Raw genomic sequence first — 18,760 nt, 5'->3', positions numbered from 1 at the left:
CGGGGTACCTTGGATGGGTGATTCAGCTCCTTCCCCTCGACCCGGCGTGCTCCTCGCTCCGCCGACGCGGCAGCTCGCCTCGCGTCCTCCCGTCGTCGTTCCGCCGCTCGCCGAGGGCGGCTCGATGAAGGGGATCGTTCTGGCGGGTGGGTCGGGGTCGCGGTTGTGGCCGATCACGAAGGGCATCTCGAAGCAGTTGATGCCGATCTACGACAAGCCGATGATCTACTACCCGTTGTCGACGTTGATGATGGCCGGGATCGATGAGGTCCTGGTGATCACGACGCCGGAGTACAACGATCAGTTCCGGGCGCTGCTGGGTGACGGGTCGAGTCTGGGGATGTCGATCTCGTATGCGGTGCAGGAGTCGCCGGACGGGTTGGCGCAGGCGTTCCTGACCGGTGAGGACTTCATCGGCGACGACTCGGTCGCGCTGGTGCTGGGGGACAACATCTTCCACGGGACGGCGCTGGGGACGGCGTTGGCGGCGAACACGGTCATCGAGGGTGCGGTGATCTTCGCGTACCAGGTCGCGGATCCTCGTGCGTACGGGGTGGTGGAGTTCGATGACGAGTTCCGTGCTCTGTCGATCGAGGAGAAGCCGCAGTCGCCCAAGAGCAACTACGCGGTCCCGGGTCTGTACTTCTACGACAACGACGTCGTCGCGATCGCGAAGACGATCGAGCCGTCGGCTCGGGGGGAGTTGGAGATCTCGACGATCAACGAGCGCTACCTCGAGTCGGGCCGGTTGAACGTGCAGGTCCTGGATCGTGGGACGGCGTGGTTGGACACGGGGACGTTCGATTCGATGATCGAGGCGACCGAGTTCGTGCGGGTCATCGAGCAGCGTCAAGGGTTCAAGATCGGCTGCATCGAGGAGATCGCCTGGCGTAACTCCTGGATCGACGACGCCCAGCTCGCCGACCTCGCCGCCCCCCTGGTCAAGAGCGGCTACGGCGCCTACCTCAAACGGCTGCTCCAACTCGAATCCGCGTCCCCGGGCCAGTGACACCGAGCAGCGGACCGCGCCTGCGCTAGCGTCGATCCCGAGCGAATCCGCCTCTCCCTCCCCCTCCTTTCTTTCTCCACTACGTGCAGGAGTACTCGTGCGAATCCTCGTCACCGGCGGCGCCGGCTTCATCGGCAGCAACTTCGTCCACCTCACCCTGAGCGAGCGTCCGGACGTCCAGATCACGGTGCTCGACAAGCTCACCTACGCCGGCAACCGCGACTCCCTCGCTCCGGTCGCCGACCGCATCACCCTCGTCGAGGGCGACATCATCGACGCCGAGCTCGTCGACCGCCTCGTCGCCGACTCGGACCTGGTCGTGCACTTCGCCGCCGAGTCGCACAACGACAACTCGCTGAACGATCCAAGCCCGTTCCTCGAGACGAACATCATCGGCACATACACGCTGCTGCAGGCAGTGCGGAAGCACGACGTCCGCTACCACCACATCTCGACTGACGAGGTCTACGGCGACCTGGAGCTCGACGACCCGGCGAAGTTCACCGAGCAGACGCCCTACAACCCCTCGAGCCCCTACTCCTCGACCAAGGCCGGCAGCGACCTGCTCGTGCGCGCCTGGGTCCGCTCCTTCGGCGTCAAGGCCACGATCTCGAACTGCTCCAACAACTACGGGCCCTACCAGCACGTCGAGAAGTTCATCCCCCGCCAGATCACCAACGTGATCGACGGCATCCGCCCGAAGCTCTACGGCGCCGGCGAGAACGTGCGCGACTGGATCCACGTCGACGACCACAACAGCGGCGTCTGGGCGATCATCGAGCGCGGCGAGATCGGCGAGACCTACCTCATCGGCGCCGACGGCGAGAAGAACAACCTCGAGGTCGTCAAGCTCATCCTCGACGAGTTCGGCCTCGCCGAGAACGCCTTCGACCACGTCACCGACCGTCCCGGCCACGACCTGCGCTACGCGATCGACTCCACGCGCCTGCGCACCGAGCTCGGCTGGCAGCCGCGTTACACCGACTTCGAATCCGGACTCGCGGCGACCGTGAAGTGGTACCGGGAGCACGAAGCGTGGTGGCGTCCGCAGAAGGCGGCGACCGAGGCGAAGTACGCGGCTCAGACCGACTCCTGATCGGAATGCTTCAGTGAGGCTCGTGGATTTGATGAACCAGCTGCATTTCAAGCAACCGCATCACAAAATCAGATGCGGCCTCCAGCGCAGTCGCACGGTCGACATCGAAGCCCAAAATCAACGAGGCTGCGACCTCCTCCTCCGAGCAAATCGATCCGAGTCGGTCCCAGGCGACGAGCGACGGGCCCTCAAGAACGACAGGAACGAAACGTCGCGGACCGCTCAGAGGCAGGACGTACGCCGCATCACCTATTCGAGATTGAGCAACAGCATCAGCCTGTACGAACACGACTCCCTCATCTCTTCACCGGCAGCACAAAGGTAGCGAAAGGAAGCGAAGTTGAGCAAGCTTTTACCACTGAGCGTTGCTACTCAGCTCGCGCACGCTCTCTGCGCGTCTCTCGCGGATGAGAATGGCGTACGAGCACTCTCGATCAAAGGCCCAGTAGCTATTGAGTACGGCCTCCGCACGCCCTATCACCCAAGCGACGCCGACATCCTCGTCGATCCGAGGCAAGTCGACGTCCTCGTGGACAAACTCATCGAGCACGGTTGGCGGAAGCGACCGGCCGAGGAGCTACCACGGGTGCTCGAGAACCACTCGGTGACGCTCATACACAGCGATTGGCCCTGCGATCTAGACATCCATAAAGGCTTCCCGGGCTTTTTGTCCAATGCATCGGTCGCTTTCGAACTCCTCTGGAAAGACCGCACAACGATCAACATCGCAAACCGCGATTGCCTCGCCCCCTCAAGAGCGGGGAGTTGGACGATCTCCGCACTGAACCACATTCGGGACGGGTGGAAACGTGATGCGCCCGATATTAGCACTTTCTACGTTGAATACGCGCGCCGTAATTTCACGGCCGAGGAATTAGCGAGCATCGCAAGCGAAGCGCAGATCACCGGAACCATGGAGACGATGCGCTCAATCTTTTACGAGTTAGACATATATCAGCCTTCCGCATACTCAAGGTCTCCGGGGCTCGTAAGCTGGGAAATCCGCCGAGAGCTGGGGTTAAGTCCTGCTGTGCCGATTTTGACCGCCGCTCTCAGTCGTGACTATAAACAATTTCTTAAGATGATCTGGGGCTTGATCCAGGGGCACCTTGGGAATCCAGGCAAGCTCCGCTTGATTCCGGAGCGCATCATTCGCACCATCCCGCAGCTTGGCGGATGGGCATGCACAATTCGAGCAATACTGCAGTCCGAAAAACCTTCCAACGCTACCGGCTTTGCTCAAATTCGTACCGCAGCCGCGCAGTTTGACGCCCGCAGCCAGGGGGATAACAAGGGTCAAGACGCGCATGCTTCGTCTCCCAATCGCTCAGCGGCAGGAAGCTCGACCTGATGAGATTGTCGGACGCGAGAGTTCAAGCACATAACGAAAGAGGCGCAGACTAATGCTTATAGCCGTTGCAGCTGTTGCTTTTCTCGTACTACTTGTAACCTTTCCCCGCCGCGGCGTCGGACTGCGTGGTTATGTTTTGGGCGTCGCGCTCCTGGTTCTATCCGTTGGGTCAAGCACCTCAGCGCCGGATTCCGTCCGATACGCTTCAATCGCGACAGCTGCGGTCATGTTGCTCATTGGGTGGTCCTTCGGAGACCGGACTCAGACGCGCAAGATCTCCCGGTGGGTCCTCCTGCTCTGGTTCGCCTGGTCGATCGGCGTGTCCCTATTCGCCGAGCGATCGCCGTTGAGTTTGGCCGTCCTTGTCGGCGTCCCACTCCTCCTGGTTCCTGTCGTTTCGCGCTTGACCGCTCCTGACATCAGGCCTCTTTTACGATGGACGGGCCTGACCCTGCTTTTGCAATTCGTGATCGGGGTCGCAGAATTAACGATTCTTCCGGAACCGATCTTTGGCTACCGAAATCTCTCAACAGATGGCCTACCAGTAATCCGCTACAACCCCTTCCTCCCCGGTCTCGTACGAATACAAGGGACTACCGGGCACCCAATTATCTTCTCACTCGTGATGATGACCGGTCTCCTCCTTTTTCTGGCCCTGGGGTCAAGAGTTTCGCGATGGTTCCGCATCGGCTGCGTCGGGATCGCAGGCGCCGGATTGCTACTCTCCGGAACACGCAGCGCTTTCGTCGCCGCCGCCGTCGGAATACTAGTATTTTTGTTCTTTGCCCCGAATACGAGGACACGCCTAAGAAACGTGCTGTGGATCACTTTCGCCGGAGCTGGGGTGTGGATTGGCGACTTCGGGCTCTCAGCGATCGCTTCGGAGGCAGTGGAATCAGATTCGTTCGCTCACCGACTAGAGGGCTGGATCAGCTTTGACCAGCTCATACACCGCTCGTCCCCTACTGGAACGATCGGGAGCGGCTTCTTCTCCGAAGAAGCAATTTTCGCGCAGGGCCTGCTTCAGCAAGACGGCTTTCAGGTTATTGACAACCACTTGATCTGGACGCTCGCAGTCAGCGGAGTGGTCGGTCTCGTGGGAATGGTCGGAGTATTTGCGATGTCCTGGTTTGAGTCCGACCGTCTCGGCAAGGCGCAAATCGCGTTAATGCTGACGATGTCGTTCTCCTTCGATCTGCTGACGTGGCTCGTGTCGGCATCGCTGTTCGTGCTGGCAGTCGCGCTCCCTCGCGACCTGGTCCAAAGCGCGGACATCGTCCCCCTTCGACGAGTCCTCACTGAGCAGCAAGCGAATTCATCAATCATTCGTGAATCATCGCGAACCCGACACCCATGGCGGCACCGTCAAGTGAATGCCCCGCCACTGAATCGCGCGACCGCTACACGTGGGAAAACTAATGCCGCACCCGCCGAAAGGCCGTCTGATGCCCTTTAGGAAAGATGCCGAAGTTTTTGTAATTGGCGACTCCATCAAAACGAATTCGCTCGGCCGCGCACTCAGCATGGCGATTACCGCGACACTGGTCGGTACTGTCAACGTGCTAGCTTTCGACGACGGCCCACAGTGGGCAGGCGCGCAGCAGTTCGGCTTTGAGGTCCGCCCTTTCAAGAGGCGCCATTTCGCTGCGATAGAGTCCGAGGTCCGTTCTGCCGCGGCAAGTCGGAGAGTCGTCATTTGGATCTCGAAAGGCACTGATCCAATGCCGCAACTAGCACGTAGGCTCGCCGGTATTACGAACGTTACCCTCATCGCGGACTTCGACGACGACGATGTGTCGATCATGCAATCCTTCGTCTCGGAGTCACGCGTCAACGCTCTGAAAATGAACGTCATGCGTCGGAAGTCTCCGCAGCGCCTGCGTCGGAGTCAAGCAAAAATTGCCGCCATCGCTGACATCACCACCTTTTCAAGCAGCGGATTGCGTGGGGTCTACAAGCGCAGGTTCGGGTGGCTCGGACCATCGGCGATTGTTCCGCACACGCGCATAGAGTCCTCCGGGACCGAACTTACTCCTGCCGCCGATGAGCCGATCCGACTGGGCTTCATCGGCACCGTTCGTCGTTATAAAGGAGCCGACGCCCTCGTCGCAATACTTCGTGCTGATCCGTCCTCACTGTTGATCACGTTCTCGCAGAACTGAGTCCGCCGGAGGACGTCTCAGACAGATGGATCACCTACCCGTCGAACACTCCCCTTGGCGAGCTCTACGGCAAGATCGATATCCTCCTTCTTCCCATGGACTCCAGCGATGCGGCAGCCCGATATCAGCTTCCCGCCAAGCTGGTCGATGCGGCAGTATACGGAAAGGCAGTGGCCGCCACGCCTACAGAGCCGATTGAGGAGTTCGCCGCTGCCGCATATCTGCCCGTGACCGACTGGACCAAACCTCGGGTGGTGCTCGAAGCAATCCGTACTGCAGACCGGCAAGCGCTTGGCCGCGCGTTGCGGAGCCGTTACGACCTCACCTTCTCCCCAGAAGCCACGGCAAGTCAGCTCAAAGAGATCCTGCGCGCAGGGCACACCCCGCTAGACGAAGGAGAGCCGAATGATTGATGTACCTGCGGGAATCAACGTGCCCGTTTTAGGGGTGATTGTGACGCCTATGACAGCCGAGAACGTGGCGGAGCTCGTTTCCGGCCAGCCATCGCAGGCGACCCTCGTTCTCAACCATAATCTTCACAGTACGTATTTCCACTATAAGCACGAGTGGTTCCGGGAGTTTTATGCTAGGAGCCGCATCGTCGTCATTGATGGATGGCCAGTTCTCGCCCTTGCATCACTGCGCGCGAAGCTCGCTCCTGTCGTGCGTATCGGCTCCACCGACTGGATTCAAGCGTTATGGGAGCGGAAGGAATCCCAGCCGCTTCGGGTCTTCATTTTGGGCGGCTCCGTCGAGGTGAACGCGCGAGCTGTCAACGCTTGGCAGCAGGTTCGGCCATCGGATCGGGTCGCCGGCAGATCCGGATACTTCTCTGCCTCGGACGAAGCGGATATCCTGCAATCGGTGTCTGATCACAATCCGACGCTCGTGCTGATTGGACTCGGTATGCCAAAGCAGGAGGCCTTCCTTGACAGGCATTGGGAGCGTCTCCCCACCGCTTACATTGCGACAGTTGGAGGTGCGATTGACTATCTGGCTGGCGCTGTGTCGCTAAGCCCTCGATGGCTCGGATCAGTCGGACTCGAGTGGGCTTGGCGGTTCATTCATGATCCCCGACGCCTCTTCACGCGCTATTTCATCGAGCCGTTCGGCCTTGCCATGATGATCGCGAAACGACGGACCGAACGAATGGGTCGCAAATGACGCCGCAACACTCAGTGACGGTTGTGATCCCTACGCTCGGGCGGGATGGCCTTCGCAGGGCACTGGCCTCAGTTCGCCGTCAAACGCACCCAGCGCGATCGACGATAGTGGTGCTCGACGACGCCTCACGAGTAGAAGCCGTTCGAGGGCTCCTCGATCAGGAGCTGCTAGTCGTCACGAGCGGTGGTACTGGCGCTGCGAACGCACGCAACCTGGGAGTGGCCAAAGCTCGGAGCGACTTCGTCGCTTTCCTCGACGATGACGACTGGTGGGAGCCGGAGAAGCTGGCGCTGCAGATCTCTGACCTGCTTGCGTCTGGAGGCGATGTTTCCTACACCGAGACCGTTTTCCATGAGACCGACGGAGATGTACGCGTACTGCCCGTCCGCCAGCGCCGTCGATTGGAATCCATCGCCAGTTATCTAGTCACTCGCCCCCGGCTGAAGCACGGGACCGGCTACATCCAGACGAGCGCGCTACTGGCGAGGACCGAACTTCTCCGGACACAGGGTTGGGATCCGGCGCTCAGAAAACATCAGGACTGGGATTTGATTGCCAGGCTAGCTGCTCAAGGTCACTCCTTCGCGTTCTTGCCTCAGCCTTTGGTGCATGTCCAGCAGGGCTCGGTGGGTTCGATCTCTAAATCAGCTGATTGGCGAGCGAGCAAGGTCTGGCTCGAGCGTCACGGGTTCGCCCTCGATAGGAGGTCCCGAGGCGATTTCGCTGCCACGCAGTTGCTTCGTAGCGCGGCTTCGACCCGGGACGGTGCGGGAGTTGTCGTGGCGCTCAATGAGATGATCCGTCACCCTCCTCACCTAGCTGCAGTCCTCGTCGGCCTTCACGGTTTCCTAGAGCGTTGATGCGAAGCAATCGCGGCCGTTCGACGCCTTCCGGTGCCGTGGCGCGGTTAGTCGGCTTCGCACTCATTCCGCTGGTAAGTGCCCTGAGCCCGTTGGTCGTCATCCCGGCGCTAACGGCCACCTTCGGCGCAGAAACGTGGGGTACGGTGGCGCTTGCTCAGTCCATCGGCTCCGCCGCAGCCGTCGTGATCGAACTCGGCTGGGGTCTGAACGGACCGCAACGGGTCGCGCGGGCCTCGGAGCGGGCCAGGCCACAGCTATACGCTCTCGCGTTGTCGACCAAATTGCTGATCTTCGTTCCGGTCGTCGTGCCAGCGGTTGTTCTCACGGTTCTTCTCGCGCAGACGGATCCGGTGGTTGCTGCGTTGATAACAGCGGCGACGGCCTTGAGCACCTTGTCGCCAAACTGGTTCTTCATCGGCACAGGCCAGCCACGCCGGATTCTACTCCTCGACGCCCTACCGAAACTGCTCACGAACGTCGTCGCCTTCCTTGCGATCAGTTTCGCGGGAGCTCCCCTGCTCGTGTATCCCGCTCTGCTATTCATTGGGACTGCGCTCCCTCCAGTTCTCGGGTGGGCGGCGGTCGGTTCTAGTGCGTCGATGGTTCGCTCCTTCGGGTTGAAGCGGGTAGTGCGTTGTATACGAGCGCAGAGCGTCGCACTGCAGGGACGACTGGCGAGCGCTGCCTACATCGCGCTTCCTATCGCGATCGTCGGGGCGGCCTCGCCGTCCGCTCTCGTCTTGTTTTCCGCCGCCGAGAGGCTGCAGCGTCTCGTCCTCGCTCTGCTGTCCGCGTTTCCAAATGCCATGCAGGGCTGGGTGGGAAGTTCTGACTCTCCGTCGAGCCGACGTCGTCGGCTCACGGTCGCCCTCCGTCTCAACATCGCTCTTGGACTTGTCGCTGGACTCGCCTTCTGGGCCTTTGGAGGACTGGCGTCCAGAATCCTTTTCAGCGGTGAAATCAATCTTCCGTATCATATAACTGCACTTTGCGGTGGAGTAATCGCAATTACCTGCGTTTCGCGGGCCACAGGCGGACTGGGCTTGGTGGCAGTCCGCCGAATAGACGCACTCCGCAACAGTGCGCTCGTCGGTGCGATGGTCGGGCCACTCGCGATCTGGGTTCTTGCAGCTTCTTTCGGGTCGACCGGCGGACTACTCGCAGAACTACTCACGGAGTCAATCGTGCTATCGGTGCAAGCGGTCATTCTGTATCGAGCGTTGCGACGGACGAGTAACGAGATGGATGGATGACGTCGTCAGTCAAACGTTGGCTCGGCCTATGACTCGGGTAGATAGAAATTGGAAAATAAAGTCTCGGCTTCTCGCAACAAAAAACGAACCGCCGCCTGGAGCGTAGCTCTGCGGGGTCTGACGTCGATGACACTATGCGGGCAAAAGACACTAATGCCGCCCAAGAAGCTGCTGACGGCCAATCCCTCTTGCGTACCTCCCGCCGGGAACGCCTAAGCGTCGGCAGTCGACCCGACCGCCCGCGGACTCGTTGCTTCTAGCACGGACATCGAATGACCGCCTCTGACCGAACATGGGTGCCGCCGGCGCTGGCCCAAAGCAGGACGACGCGTCGCCCAAAGTCATCCGCCACCCGCGCTGCCGCCCATAGCAGTGCTGAGCGGGCGTGCTGGAGCTGCCGAGGACCAGTATGGGTCTAGCGCGGACCCCGTCGGTGACCTACAGCCCTGATTACGCCGCCTCCACGGCTCGTTAGCGTTGAACCACCATGAGCTTGCAGGTGCAAGTGATCGTCGTTGCAGGACCATCAGCAGCCTGACATCTGAAGCGGTCCGCCAACCGGCGCCGGTCGACTCGTAGACGACGCTCACCCTCGGCGCGACTTCAGGGTCTGCTTCACTGACACCCGTCCAGGGGAGGCAGCGTGCGAAGCATCTTCAGGCGCCTCGATGGAACCGATTGATTATGTACCGTTCGACGTAAACAATCGTCTTCTATAGCCCACGAGAGCCGTCCATGAAGAGCATGCCCTCATTTGATCGAGAAGCGAAGAAGAAACCAATTGCCCGCTTGGTGAACTCGCTCAGCAAGCTACTTTTTTTGCGCCGGGGTGCAGTTCTCGTAGCAGCTGTTCTCGTGCTGGGAATCGTCTCGCCGATGTCAGCAAACGCAGCGGAGGTTGCGGTGCCCAGGGCAGCTGATGTCCGGACCGACCACCCTGCACTGGGGCTGGATCAGCAGCGAGTCGCGGCGTTGAAGGCAGACATCGTCCGAGACCCAACTGCGAAGGCCATCTACGAACGTGTTCGAGTGGAAGCCGACAAGCTCCTCGTCAAGCCAGTTCTCACCAAGTCCTCTCCTGACGGAATCCGCATCCTCGATACAGCGCAGACGCTGACTCACAGGTCGAACATCCTCGGGCTGGCATACCTACTCTCAGGCAATGGGAAGTATGCTGATCGTCTTTGGCAGGATCTAAATGCGGCTACTCGTTTCGATAACTGGAATCCGGATCACTTCCTCGATACCGCCGAGATGACGCAGGGCGTAGCAATCGGCTACGACTGGCTGTACGACAGATGGACTCCCGAGCAAAGAGGACAACTGACGGGCGCAATTCAGCGCTTCGGCCTCGAGCCGTCTCTTCCCGTCTACTCTGCCCCGGCAGACTCTTCTGGCCCGTACAAGTACGGCGGCAACTGGGCGAGAGTCGGCAACAACTGGAATGTCGTGGTTAACGGCGGCATGATTTCTGGGGCTCTGGCGATCGCGCGCGACAATCCTACGCTCTCGGACAAGATTCTGGCCTTCGCCGTCCCCAGCATGAGGATCGGACTCGCGAAATTCGCTCCCGACGGCGGATACGCCGAGGGCCCCCTTTATTGGGAGTACGCCACTCGATACCTCGCATCATCCCTTAGTAGCCTCGATGTGGCAACTGGGAAGGATTGGGGACTGTCCTCGTTGCCCGGAATTAGCCAGACTGGATATTTTCCTTTCTACATGAAGGGCGCATCCGGATTGATGTACAACTTCGGGGACAGCGACCGCGAACTCATGAATCCCCCTTCCCAGGTATACTTGGCTAGGAAGTTCAACAATGCGGACTTCGTGCGGACCGACGCGATTCCGACAGGCAATGATGCGCAGCGTCTGATCTGGTTAAGCTCCGATCTCTCCCCTACCACGTCTTTTAGTGCGGCTCGCGATCGTACCTACACAGCGGCCGGTGTCAGCACCATGCGATCCTCGTGGGATTCCGACGCCTCGTCCGTTGCCTTTCGCTCATCGAATACGCCGATGGAAGGACACCAGCATCTTGATGCGGGTTCGTTCATATTTGATGCACTTGGACAGAGGTGGTCGTCGGACCTCGGAAGAGACAACTACAACCTCGACGGCTATTTCGATCAGAGCACCCGATGGGACATCTACCGCAATCGCTCAGAGGCCCACAGTACCCTCGTTCTTGACCCGATAGGTGCAGCGAAGGTGAGTGCTACTGCCAAAGCATCGCCCGTCCGCGACGAATCCAACGCATCATCTGCTCTGGCGGTTAGCGACTTTTCAAGTCTCTCGACGCCGGGGACGTCTTGGAAGCGGGGCGTGAAACTGTTCGACGGACGACAGCAACTCCTCGTACAGGACGAGGTCCGCCGCCCCGGTCCTTTCGTTGGGATGTGGTCAATGAACACAGAAGCTCACATCAACGTCTCAGCGGACGGACGAAGCGCGGTCCTCTCCTCCGGCGGCAAGCAACTTCTCGCGAGAATCACCTCTGCGGATTCACACCACTTCACAATTGCTCCTGCGTCGCCTTTGGCGTCCTCTCCCAGTCCGCAAGGGCAGGCATCCAATGAGGGAAGCCAGAAGCTGACAATTTCGGCCTCCGCTATCGACTCCCTCACGATCGGGGTGCAACTCACCCCGCTGCACCAGGAGCTAGAGCCTCAGGGTCTCGAACCGCACATCGAACTCCAAAACTGGCGCCTCGACCCCGTCGGAACATCGCGCGCTGCCAGCATCAAAATCGGCGGTTCCACGCTCAAAGATTTTGATCCATCGCGCGTCACATACCTTGCAAGCGTCGATCCATCAGCACCAATTCCCTCAGTCGTCGCGCTCGGATCGACGAATGCGGTCGTGCAATCGACAACGCCCGCTCAGCTTCCGGGTTGGGCGACGACGACGATAGCCGAGCCCGGTCAGACCCCGACCACGTATCGGGTGCTCATGACGAAGGGGTTTCTCACCATCTCCGGTGCGACAGCGTCTCGGACGACCGCTGGGGCCCCTGCTCTCACCTTCGACGGAGTGAACGGACCGTACTGGTCGACATGGGGAATGAACTCCATCACCTGGCAGCTGGCTCGTGCAAGCCCTGTCCAACGCGTGGCGATCTCATGGGTAGCCAATTCGAAGAACCTCACCAAATACGATCTACTCAGTTCAGCTGACGGCTCGACGTGGGTTCCGCGGCATTCGGGGTCTTACACGGGTACTGGCGGATGGAGTACCGCGCTCGTCTCGATGCCGAGCGATACCTCCTTCGTACGACTGGTCGGGAATGGCGATGGCGCGACTGACGTATGGACTGCGCTGCGAGAAGTTGAGCTGTACAGCCACCTCGTCGAGAGACCACAGACCCCCACCCAGCAAGGCCTTGCGACTGTGACTCCTACCGTTTCTAGTAAGACGCTCAACGCGGGCGAAACGCTCAAGCTCGACGTTACGGGCAAAAGCTCCACAGGAATCACCGTTGCTGGTTCTCAAATGGGGCTCAATTGGGGTTCGTCGAATCCTGCGATCGCGAGTGTCGACGACAACGGTGTAGTGACAGCGCACGCTTCGGGAGAAGCGACAATTGGAGTCTTGGCGTCCTATGGGACCCAGACCAGATCGGCTGCGACCGCAGTGACGGTCGTGGACATGACGAAGGTGCGGCTTTTCCCGATGGCGGACACCTACGTTCAGGGTGGCTCGTTTGCCAACACCAACTACGGCTCGATCACGGGCGCGCTCGTGAAAACCAGTGCTTCCAACTCCACCGATGAAACGTATACGCGAATCGGATACATGCAGTTCGACCTCGGTCAGCTGAAGGGCAGAAATGTCACAGGAGCGACATTGACAACGACAGCCGCCATCACCGACGGAGGAACCAGCGTCCTTCTCGACTTCCACGACACAGCGACAAGCTGGACAGAAAAGACCCTGACCTTCGCGAACAAACCCGCGCTCGGCAACATCCTCGGCAGCACCCTCGTCGACACGAACAAAACCACCCGCACCACCGACCTGACCACCGCGATCGCCGCGAAAGCGACAGCATCCACACCCACGCTGTCTCTGGGAATCAACCAGTCCCACCTCCCCGCCGGCAAACCTGGCAACATGGTCCGCATCGAAACCCGCGAATCCACCACCACCCCATACCTCGACATCACGTTCGACAACCCGATCTCGACGGGAGCGGACCGTTATCCCGGAAGTGTCGCCGTTTCACCGGCTCCTAGCAACTTGAATGTCGGTGAGAAAGTTCAGCTGACTCCAGAAGTCAAAGACACCACTGGCTCCCTGCTTGCCGCAGGTGACACTGCAATCTCCTACACGTCGTCGAATCCGCTCGTTCTCGCCACCACGGCAACAGGAGAGCTCAGCGGTATCGCAACCGGCACGAGCACACTCACTGTCAAAGCAACTCTCAATGGAGTGACTGCAACCCAGGCATACTCAGTGACAGTGGTCGACGCGTCTCGGATGCGGCTTTTCCCGATGGCGGACACCTACGTTCAGGGTGGCTCGTTTGCCAACACCAACTACGGCTCGATCACGGGCGCGCTCGTGAAAACCAGTGCTTCCAACTCCACCGATGAAACGTATACGCGAATCGGATACATGCAGTTCGACCTCGGTCAGCTGAAGGGCAGAAATGTCACAGGAGCGACATTGACAACGACAGCCGCCATCACCGACGGAGGAACCAGCGTCCTTCTCGACTTCCACGACACAGCGACAAGCTGGACAGAAAAGACCCTGACCTTCGCGAACAAACCCGCGCTCGGCAACATCCTCGGCAGCACCCTCGTCGACACGAACAAAACCACCCGCACCACCGACCTGACCACCGCGATCGCCGCGAAAGCGACAGCATCCACACCCACGCTGTCTCTGGGAATCAACCAGTCCCACCTCCCCGCCGGCAAACCTGGCAACATGGTCCGCATCGAAACCCGCGAATCCACCACCACCCCATACCTCGACATCACGTTCTCGGACTGAGTATCGGAGCCGTCGGCGCCCGTGCAGAACGCGACAGGCTTCTCGAAGAGGGCCTCGAGAGGGCGCTCGCGGCTTACTAAGCGAAATTGAGCTACTGCGCTTGACAGGCAGATCGCAAATAGGTGTGCCAGACGGGGCGCTCGTCAGCGCCGGTCGATACGCCGTTCAGTGCACCGCCACCGTCGACCGATCCCGTCCCGTCAGGTCCCGCTGCGTCGTCGCCCCCCGCCACCCGTCCGCCGTCAGCAGCTCCCGGATCTCCGCCCCCTGCAGCTCTCCGTGCTCGATCACGAGCACTCCCCCTGGCCGCAACAGCCGTCGAGCAGTCATGGACAGCGAGCGCACTACATCGAGCCCGTCCTCTCCTCCGTACAGCGCCGCCGGCGGGTCGTAGAGCCGCACCTCGGGGTCCCGCGGGATCGCCGCGGCCGGAATGTACGGCGGATTCGACACGACGACCGACACCGTCCCGTCGAGTTCGGGCAGCGCTTCCGCCAGATCCACGAACACGATCCGCGCGTTCTCGAGCCCGAGTCGATCGCGGTTCCCGCGCGCCCAGATGAACGCCTCCACCGAGTTCTCGACCGCGATGACGCGGGCGTGAGGGACCTCGTGCGCCAATGCGAGCGCGAGCGCGCCGCTGCCTGTGCCCAGGTCGACCGCGAGGGGTGACGGGTCGGCGACCGACCGCAGTGCGTCGATCGCGAGCTGTGCGACTCCCTCCGTCTCCGGGCGCGGCACGAAGACGCCGGGGCCGACCGCGAGCTCGATGCTGCGGAACGGGGCGACTCCGGTGATGTGCTGGAGCGGCTCGCGGGCCGAGCGGCGCTCGATGAAGCGGTCGAACGCGTCGACCGTCGTCTCGTCGAGGGAGAGGCCGGTGATCAGGCGCGCCTGCAGCTCGCCCCGGCCGAGGCCGAGGAGGTGGCCCAGCAGGAGCTCGGCGTCGATGTCGGGGTTGGGGACGTGCGCGCGGGTCAGACGCGAGACCGCGTCGGCGAGCAGGGCGCGGGCGTCCACGGAGGTGGTCACCGCGGTCACGACTCCTCGGAGCCGATCTCGGCCAGGCGGGCCTCCTCGTCGGCCTGGATGGCGCTCTCGACCACGGGGTCGAGCGCTCCGTTCATGACGCCGTCGAGGTTGTACGCCTTGTAGCCGGTGCGGTGGTCGGCGATGCGGTTCTCGGGGAAGTTGTAGGTGCGGATGCGCTCGGAGCGGTCCATGGTGCGGATCTGCGTCTTGCGGGCGTCGGAGGCGGCCGCGGCGATCTCCTCCTGCTGGCGGGCGAGGATGCGGGCGCGCAGCACGCGCATGCCGGCCTCGCGGTTCTGCAGCTGGCTCTTCTCGTTCTGCATCGAGACGACGATGCCGGTCGGGAGGTGGGTGATGCGCACCGCGGAGTCGGTCGTGTTGACCGACTGGCCGCCGGGGCCGGACGAGCGGTAGACGTCGATCTTGAGGTCGTTCTGGTTGATCGCGACCTCCTCGGGGGCGTCGACCTCGGGGAACACGAGCACACCGGTCGTCGAGGTGTGGATGCGGCCCTGCGACTCCGTCACGGGCACGCGCTGCACGCGGTGCACCCCGCCCTCGTACTTCAGGTGCGCCCACACGCCCTGCGAGGGGTCGGTGGCGTTGCTCTTGATCGCGACCTGCACGTTCTTGTAGCCGCCGAGGTCGGACTCGTCGCGGTCGAGGATCTCGGTCTTCCAGCCCTTCGCCTCGGCGTAGTGCAGGTACATGCGGAGCAGGTCGGCGGCGAACAGCGCGCTCTCGGCTCCGCCCTCGCCGCCCTTGATCTCCATGATCACGTCGCGGCCGTCGTCGGGGTCGCGCGGGATCAAGAGGCGGCGGAGCTTCTCCTGGGCGACGCGGAAGGCCTCCTCGAGCTCGGGGACCTCCTCGGCGAACGCCTCGTCCTCGCGGGCGAGCTCGCGGGCGGCCTCGAGGTCCTCTCCCGCCTGGATCCACGCGGCGTGGGCCGCCTTGATCTGGCTCAGCTCGGCGTAGCGGCGGTTGACCTTCTTCGCGCGAGCCGCGTCGGCGTGCAGTGCCGGGTCGGAGAGCTGCGTCTGCAGATCCTCGTGCTCGGCGAGGAGGACGCTGACGGATTCGAACATGAGGGGCCTGGCTTCCGGAGTGTGGTGGGAGAGGTGGGTCTCGATACGCCGCCTTCGGCGGCTACTCGACCAGCACGGTCGAGGGATGCGGTCGGCTGTTCAGGACGGGGGGTCTCGATACGCCGCCTTCGGCGGCTACTCGACCAGCAGGGTCGGGGTTGCGGTCGGCTGTTGAGGACGGTGGGTCTCGATACGTCCGCTTCGCGGACTACTCGACCAGCAGGGACGGGGCGAGAGGCCCGCGGAGCGGACTACTCGACCAGCAGGGATGGGGCGAGAGGCCCGCGGAACGGGCTTCTCGACCAGCAGGGGCCCGGGGACGCGAAAACGTCCGCGGCCGCCCCGGGTGGGGGCGACCGCGGACGTCGGGGCGCTAGTGGTGGCCGTTGCCGTGACCGGCGGTGGTCGGGCCGACGGCGGACTTCGAGACCTGCATCAGGAACTCGACGTTCGAGGACGTCTCCTTCAGGCGGGACAGGATGATCTCGAGAGCCTGCTGCTGGTCGAGGCCGGCGAGGGCGCGACGCAGCTTCCAGGTGATCTTGACCTCGTCCTGGCTGAGCAGCATCTCCTCGCGGCGGGTGCCCGACGCGTTGACGTCGACCGCCGGGAAGATCCGCTTGTCGGCGAGGTGGCGCGAGAGGCGGAGCTCCATGTTGCCGGTGCCCTTGAACTCCTCGAAGATCACCTCGTCCATCTTCGACCCGGTCTCGATGAGCGCCGTGGCGAGGATGGTGAGCGAGCCGCCGTTCTCGATGTTGCGCGCCGCGCCGAAGAACTTCTTGGGCGGGTACAGCGCCGAGGCGTCGACACCACCCGAGAGCACGCGGCCCGAGGGCGGCGCGGTGACGTTGTAGGCACGGCCGAGGCGGGTGATCGAGTCGAGCAGCACGACGACGTCGTGGCCCAGCTCGACGAGGCGCTTCGCACGCTCGATGGCGAGCTCGGCGACGGTCGTGTGGTCCTCGGCCGGGCGGTCGAAGGTGGAGGCGACGACCTCGCCGCGCACGGTGCGCTGCATGTCGGTGACCTCCTCCGGACGCTCGTCGACCAGGACGACCATGAGGTGCACCTCGGGGTTGTTCTGCACGATCGCGTTGGCGATCTGCTGCAGGACGATGGTCTTGCCGGCCTTGGGCGGCGCGACGATCAGGCCGCGCTGTCCCTTGCCGATCGGAGCGACGAGGTCGATGATCCGCTGGGTCAGCTTGCCCGGCTCGGTCTCGAGGCGCAGGCGCTCGGTCGGGTACAGCGGCGTGAGCTTCTGGAACTCGACGCGCGCGGCGGCCTCCTCGACGGTCTGGCCGTTGATCGAGTCGACGCGGACGATCGCGTTGTACTTCTGGCGGCCGCCGCCCTCGCCCTCGCGGGGCTGGCGGATGGCGCCGACGACCGCGTCGCCCTTGCGCAGGTTGTACTTCTTGACCTGGCCGAGCGAGACGTAGACGTCGCTGACACCGGGCAGGTAGCCGGTCGTGCGCACGAAGGCGTAGTTGTCGAGCACGTCGAGGATGCCGGCGACGGGGATGAGGACGTCGTCCTCGCCGATCTCGGGCTCGAAGTCGTCTCCGACGGTGGTACCGCGGCGCTTGCGGTCGCGGTAGCGGCTGCGGCGGCCGTCCTCGCCCTCCGCCTGCTGGCCGTTCTGCGAGTTCTGGGCCGGGCCGTTCGACTGCGCGGGAGCGGCCTGGTTGCCCTGGCCGCCGTTCTGCGGCTGGTTGCCGCCCTGGCCGTTCTGGCCCTGCTGGTCGGCGCCCTGGCGGTCCTCGCCGCGGTTGCGGTTGCGGTTGCGGCGGTTGCGGCCGCGGCCGGTGCCCTGCTGGTCGCCGTTCTGCTGGTCGCCCTGGTTCTGATCGGAGTCGCCCTGCACGTTGGTCGATTCGTCGGAGGACGACTCGGCGGCGTCGGACTGCTCCGGCTGCTCGTTCTGCTCGGCGCTGCCACCGCGGCTGCGGCGACGGCCGCGACGCTCGCGCTGACCGCCCTCGCGGTTCGAGTCGTCGGACTCGGGCCCGTTGGGGAGCTCGATCTCGATGACCGGCTTCGCGGCCTGCTCGGCCTCGGTGGCCGGCTCGATCACGGGGAGGTCCGGGATGAGCGACTCGACGCCGGTGCCGCCGGGGATGTTCACGTGCTCGCCCGCGGCGACCGTGCCGCTGGACGCGCGACGCGAGCTGCGGCGGCGAGGGGTGCGCTCGGCGGGCTCGGCGACCGGCTCGGCGGCCGCGGGCAGCTCGATCTCGACCGGAGCCGACTCGACGACGGGCGCCGGCGCCTCGTCGGCGGTGGGAGCGGCCTGCTCGAGCACGTCGGCCGTGTCGGCCTCGGTGCTCTCGACGGGCGGCTCGAGCTCGGCCGGGGCCTCGACGACCGGAGCGGCCTGCTCGGCCAGGTCGGCGGGCTCGGCCTCGACGCTGGTGGCGTCGACGACGGGCTCATCGGCCGCCGCGGCGGCGCGGAGGTCGGTGATCGCCTGGACGAGCTCGCCCTTGCGGAGCTTGGAGGCTCCGCCGAGACCGAGGCTCGTGGCGAGCGCCTGGAGCTCCGCGACGCGGAGTGCCGACAGGTCGGCATTGAGTTCCACGGTGGAGCCGTGGGTGTTGACATCTGTCACTGGAGAGGGTTCCTTCCCCCCGGGAACGACTGCTCACCGGGAGAGCTCATCGACCGTGCGGTTCCATCGCGTGTTCTGATCCACGCGATGCTCTCGGTCGAACGCGCGAACCCCCCTCGGTACTCGC

Annotated in this window: 14 protein-coding genes; 10 read left to right on the top strand and 4 right to left on the bottom strand. The window is 62.8% G+C overall.

Annotated elements, in window-relative coordinates:
- Positions 1 to 124 precede the first annotated feature (124 nt).
- Positions 125 to 1,009, top strand: coding sequence for a glucose-1-phosphate thymidylyltransferase RfbA (gene rfbA, locus AC0CID_RS01575; protein ID WP_465225556.1), 885 nt, complete (start codon positions 125 to 127; stop codon positions 1,007 to 1,009).
- A 97-nt stretch (positions 1,010 to 1,106) separates the two neighbouring features.
- Positions 1,107 to 2,105: a dTDP-glucose 4,6-dehydratase gene (gene rfbB / locus AC0CID_RS01570; protein WP_465225555.1), complete on the top strand. Its 999-nt coding sequence runs from the start codon at positions 1,107 to 1,109 to the stop codon at positions 2,103 to 2,105.
- Between the two features lie 10 nt (positions 2,106 to 2,115).
- On the opposite strand, the gene AC0CID_RS01565 is transcribed toward rfbB, so the two are convergent.
- A complete protein-coding gene (locus AC0CID_RS01565) occupies positions 2,116 to 2,394 on the bottom strand; it encodes a hypothetical protein (RefSeq protein ID WP_465225554.1) in 279 nt (92 codons plus the stop codon).
- Between the two features lie 51 nt (positions 2,395 to 2,445).
- Here AC0CID_RS01565 and AC0CID_RS01560 point away from each other — a divergent pair, with 51 nt between their 5' ends.
- From AC0CID_RS01560 to AC0CID_RS01525, 8 genes are all read left to right on the top strand, one after another.
- Positions 2,446 to 3,456, top strand: a complete 1,011-nt coding sequence (locus tag AC0CID_RS01560; RefSeq protein WP_465225553.1) for a nucleotidyltransferase family protein — start codon at positions 2,446 to 2,448, stop codon at positions 3,454 to 3,456.
- A 403-nt stretch (positions 3,457 to 3,859) separates the two neighbouring features.
- The gene (locus tag AC0CID_RS01555; RefSeq protein WP_465225552.1) at positions 3,860 to 4,912 is read left to right on the top strand and encodes an O-antigen ligase family protein; all 1,053 of its coding nucleotides are present in this window, start codon (positions 3,860 to 3,862) and stop codon (positions 4,910 to 4,912) included.
- Positions 4,902 to 5,618, top strand: a complete 717-nt coding sequence (locus AC0CID_RS01550; RefSeq protein WP_465225551.1) for a hypothetical protein — start codon at positions 4,902 to 4,904, stop codon at positions 5,616 to 5,618. Before AC0CID_RS01555 ends, AC0CID_RS01550 begins: the two co-directional genes overlap by 11 nt.
- A gap of 95 nt (positions 5,619 to 5,713) precedes the next feature.
- On the top strand, positions 5,714 to 6,031 hold the full coding sequence (locus tag AC0CID_RS01545; RefSeq protein WP_465225550.1) for a hypothetical protein: 318 nt from the start codon (positions 5,714 to 5,716) through the stop codon (positions 6,029 to 6,031).
- Positions 6,024 to 6,782, top strand: coding sequence for a WecB/TagA/CpsF family glycosyltransferase (locus AC0CID_RS01540; RefSeq protein WP_465225549.1), 759 nt, complete (start codon positions 6,024 to 6,026; stop codon positions 6,780 to 6,782). Before AC0CID_RS01545 ends, AC0CID_RS01540 begins: the two co-directional genes overlap by 8 nt.
- On the top strand, positions 6,779 to 7,642 hold the full coding sequence (locus AC0CID_RS01535) for a glycosyltransferase family 2 protein (protein ID WP_465225548.1): 864 nt from the start codon (positions 6,779 to 6,781) through the stop codon (positions 7,640 to 7,642). Before AC0CID_RS01540 ends, AC0CID_RS01535 begins: the two co-directional genes overlap by 4 nt.
- 92 nt (positions 7,643 to 7,734) lie before the next feature.
- Positions 7,735 to 8,898 carry a hypothetical protein gene (locus tag AC0CID_RS01530; RefSeq protein ID WP_465225547.1) on the top strand — a complete coding sequence of 388 codons (1,164 nt, stop codon included), beginning with the start codon at positions 7,735 to 7,737 and terminating at the stop codon, positions 8,896 to 8,898.
- Positions 8,899 to 9,633: 735 nt separating this feature from the next.
- Positions 9,634 to 13,899 carry a CBM96 family carbohydrate-binding protein gene (locus tag AC0CID_RS01525; RefSeq protein WP_465225546.1) on the top strand — a complete coding sequence of 1,422 codons (4,266 nt, stop codon included), beginning with the start codon at positions 9,634 to 9,636 and terminating at the stop codon, positions 13,897 to 13,899.
- A 165-nt stretch (positions 13,900 to 14,064) separates the two neighbouring features.
- On the opposite strand, the gene prmC is transcribed toward AC0CID_RS01525, so the two are convergent.
- The 3 genes from prmC to rho form a co-directional block, all read right to left on the bottom strand.
- On the bottom strand, positions 14,065 to 14,940 hold the full coding sequence (gene prmC / locus AC0CID_RS01520) for a peptide chain release factor N(5)-glutamine methyltransferase (RefSeq protein ID WP_465225545.1): 876 nt from the start codon (positions 14,938 to 14,940) through the stop codon (positions 14,065 to 14,067).
- Positions 14,937 to 16,019: a peptide chain release factor 1 gene (gene prfA, locus AC0CID_RS01515; RefSeq protein WP_465225544.1), complete on the bottom strand. Its 1,083-nt coding sequence runs from the start codon at positions 16,017 to 16,019 to the stop codon at positions 14,937 to 14,939. Before prfA ends, prmC begins: the two co-directional genes overlap by 4 nt.
- A gap of 373 nt (positions 16,020 to 16,392) precedes the next feature.
- Entirely contained in the window at positions 16,393 to 18,633 is a 2,241-nt protein-coding gene (gene rho, locus AC0CID_RS01510; RefSeq protein ID WP_465225543.1) for a transcription termination factor Rho, read from the bottom strand.
- Between the last annotated feature and the right edge of the window lie 127 nt (positions 18,634 to 18,760).

It is taken from the genome of Rathayibacter sp. AC451 (genome assembly GCF_979253095.1).
Note: the sequence above shows the minus strand (reverse complement) of the source record. Positions and strands in the feature narration are given on the sequence as shown.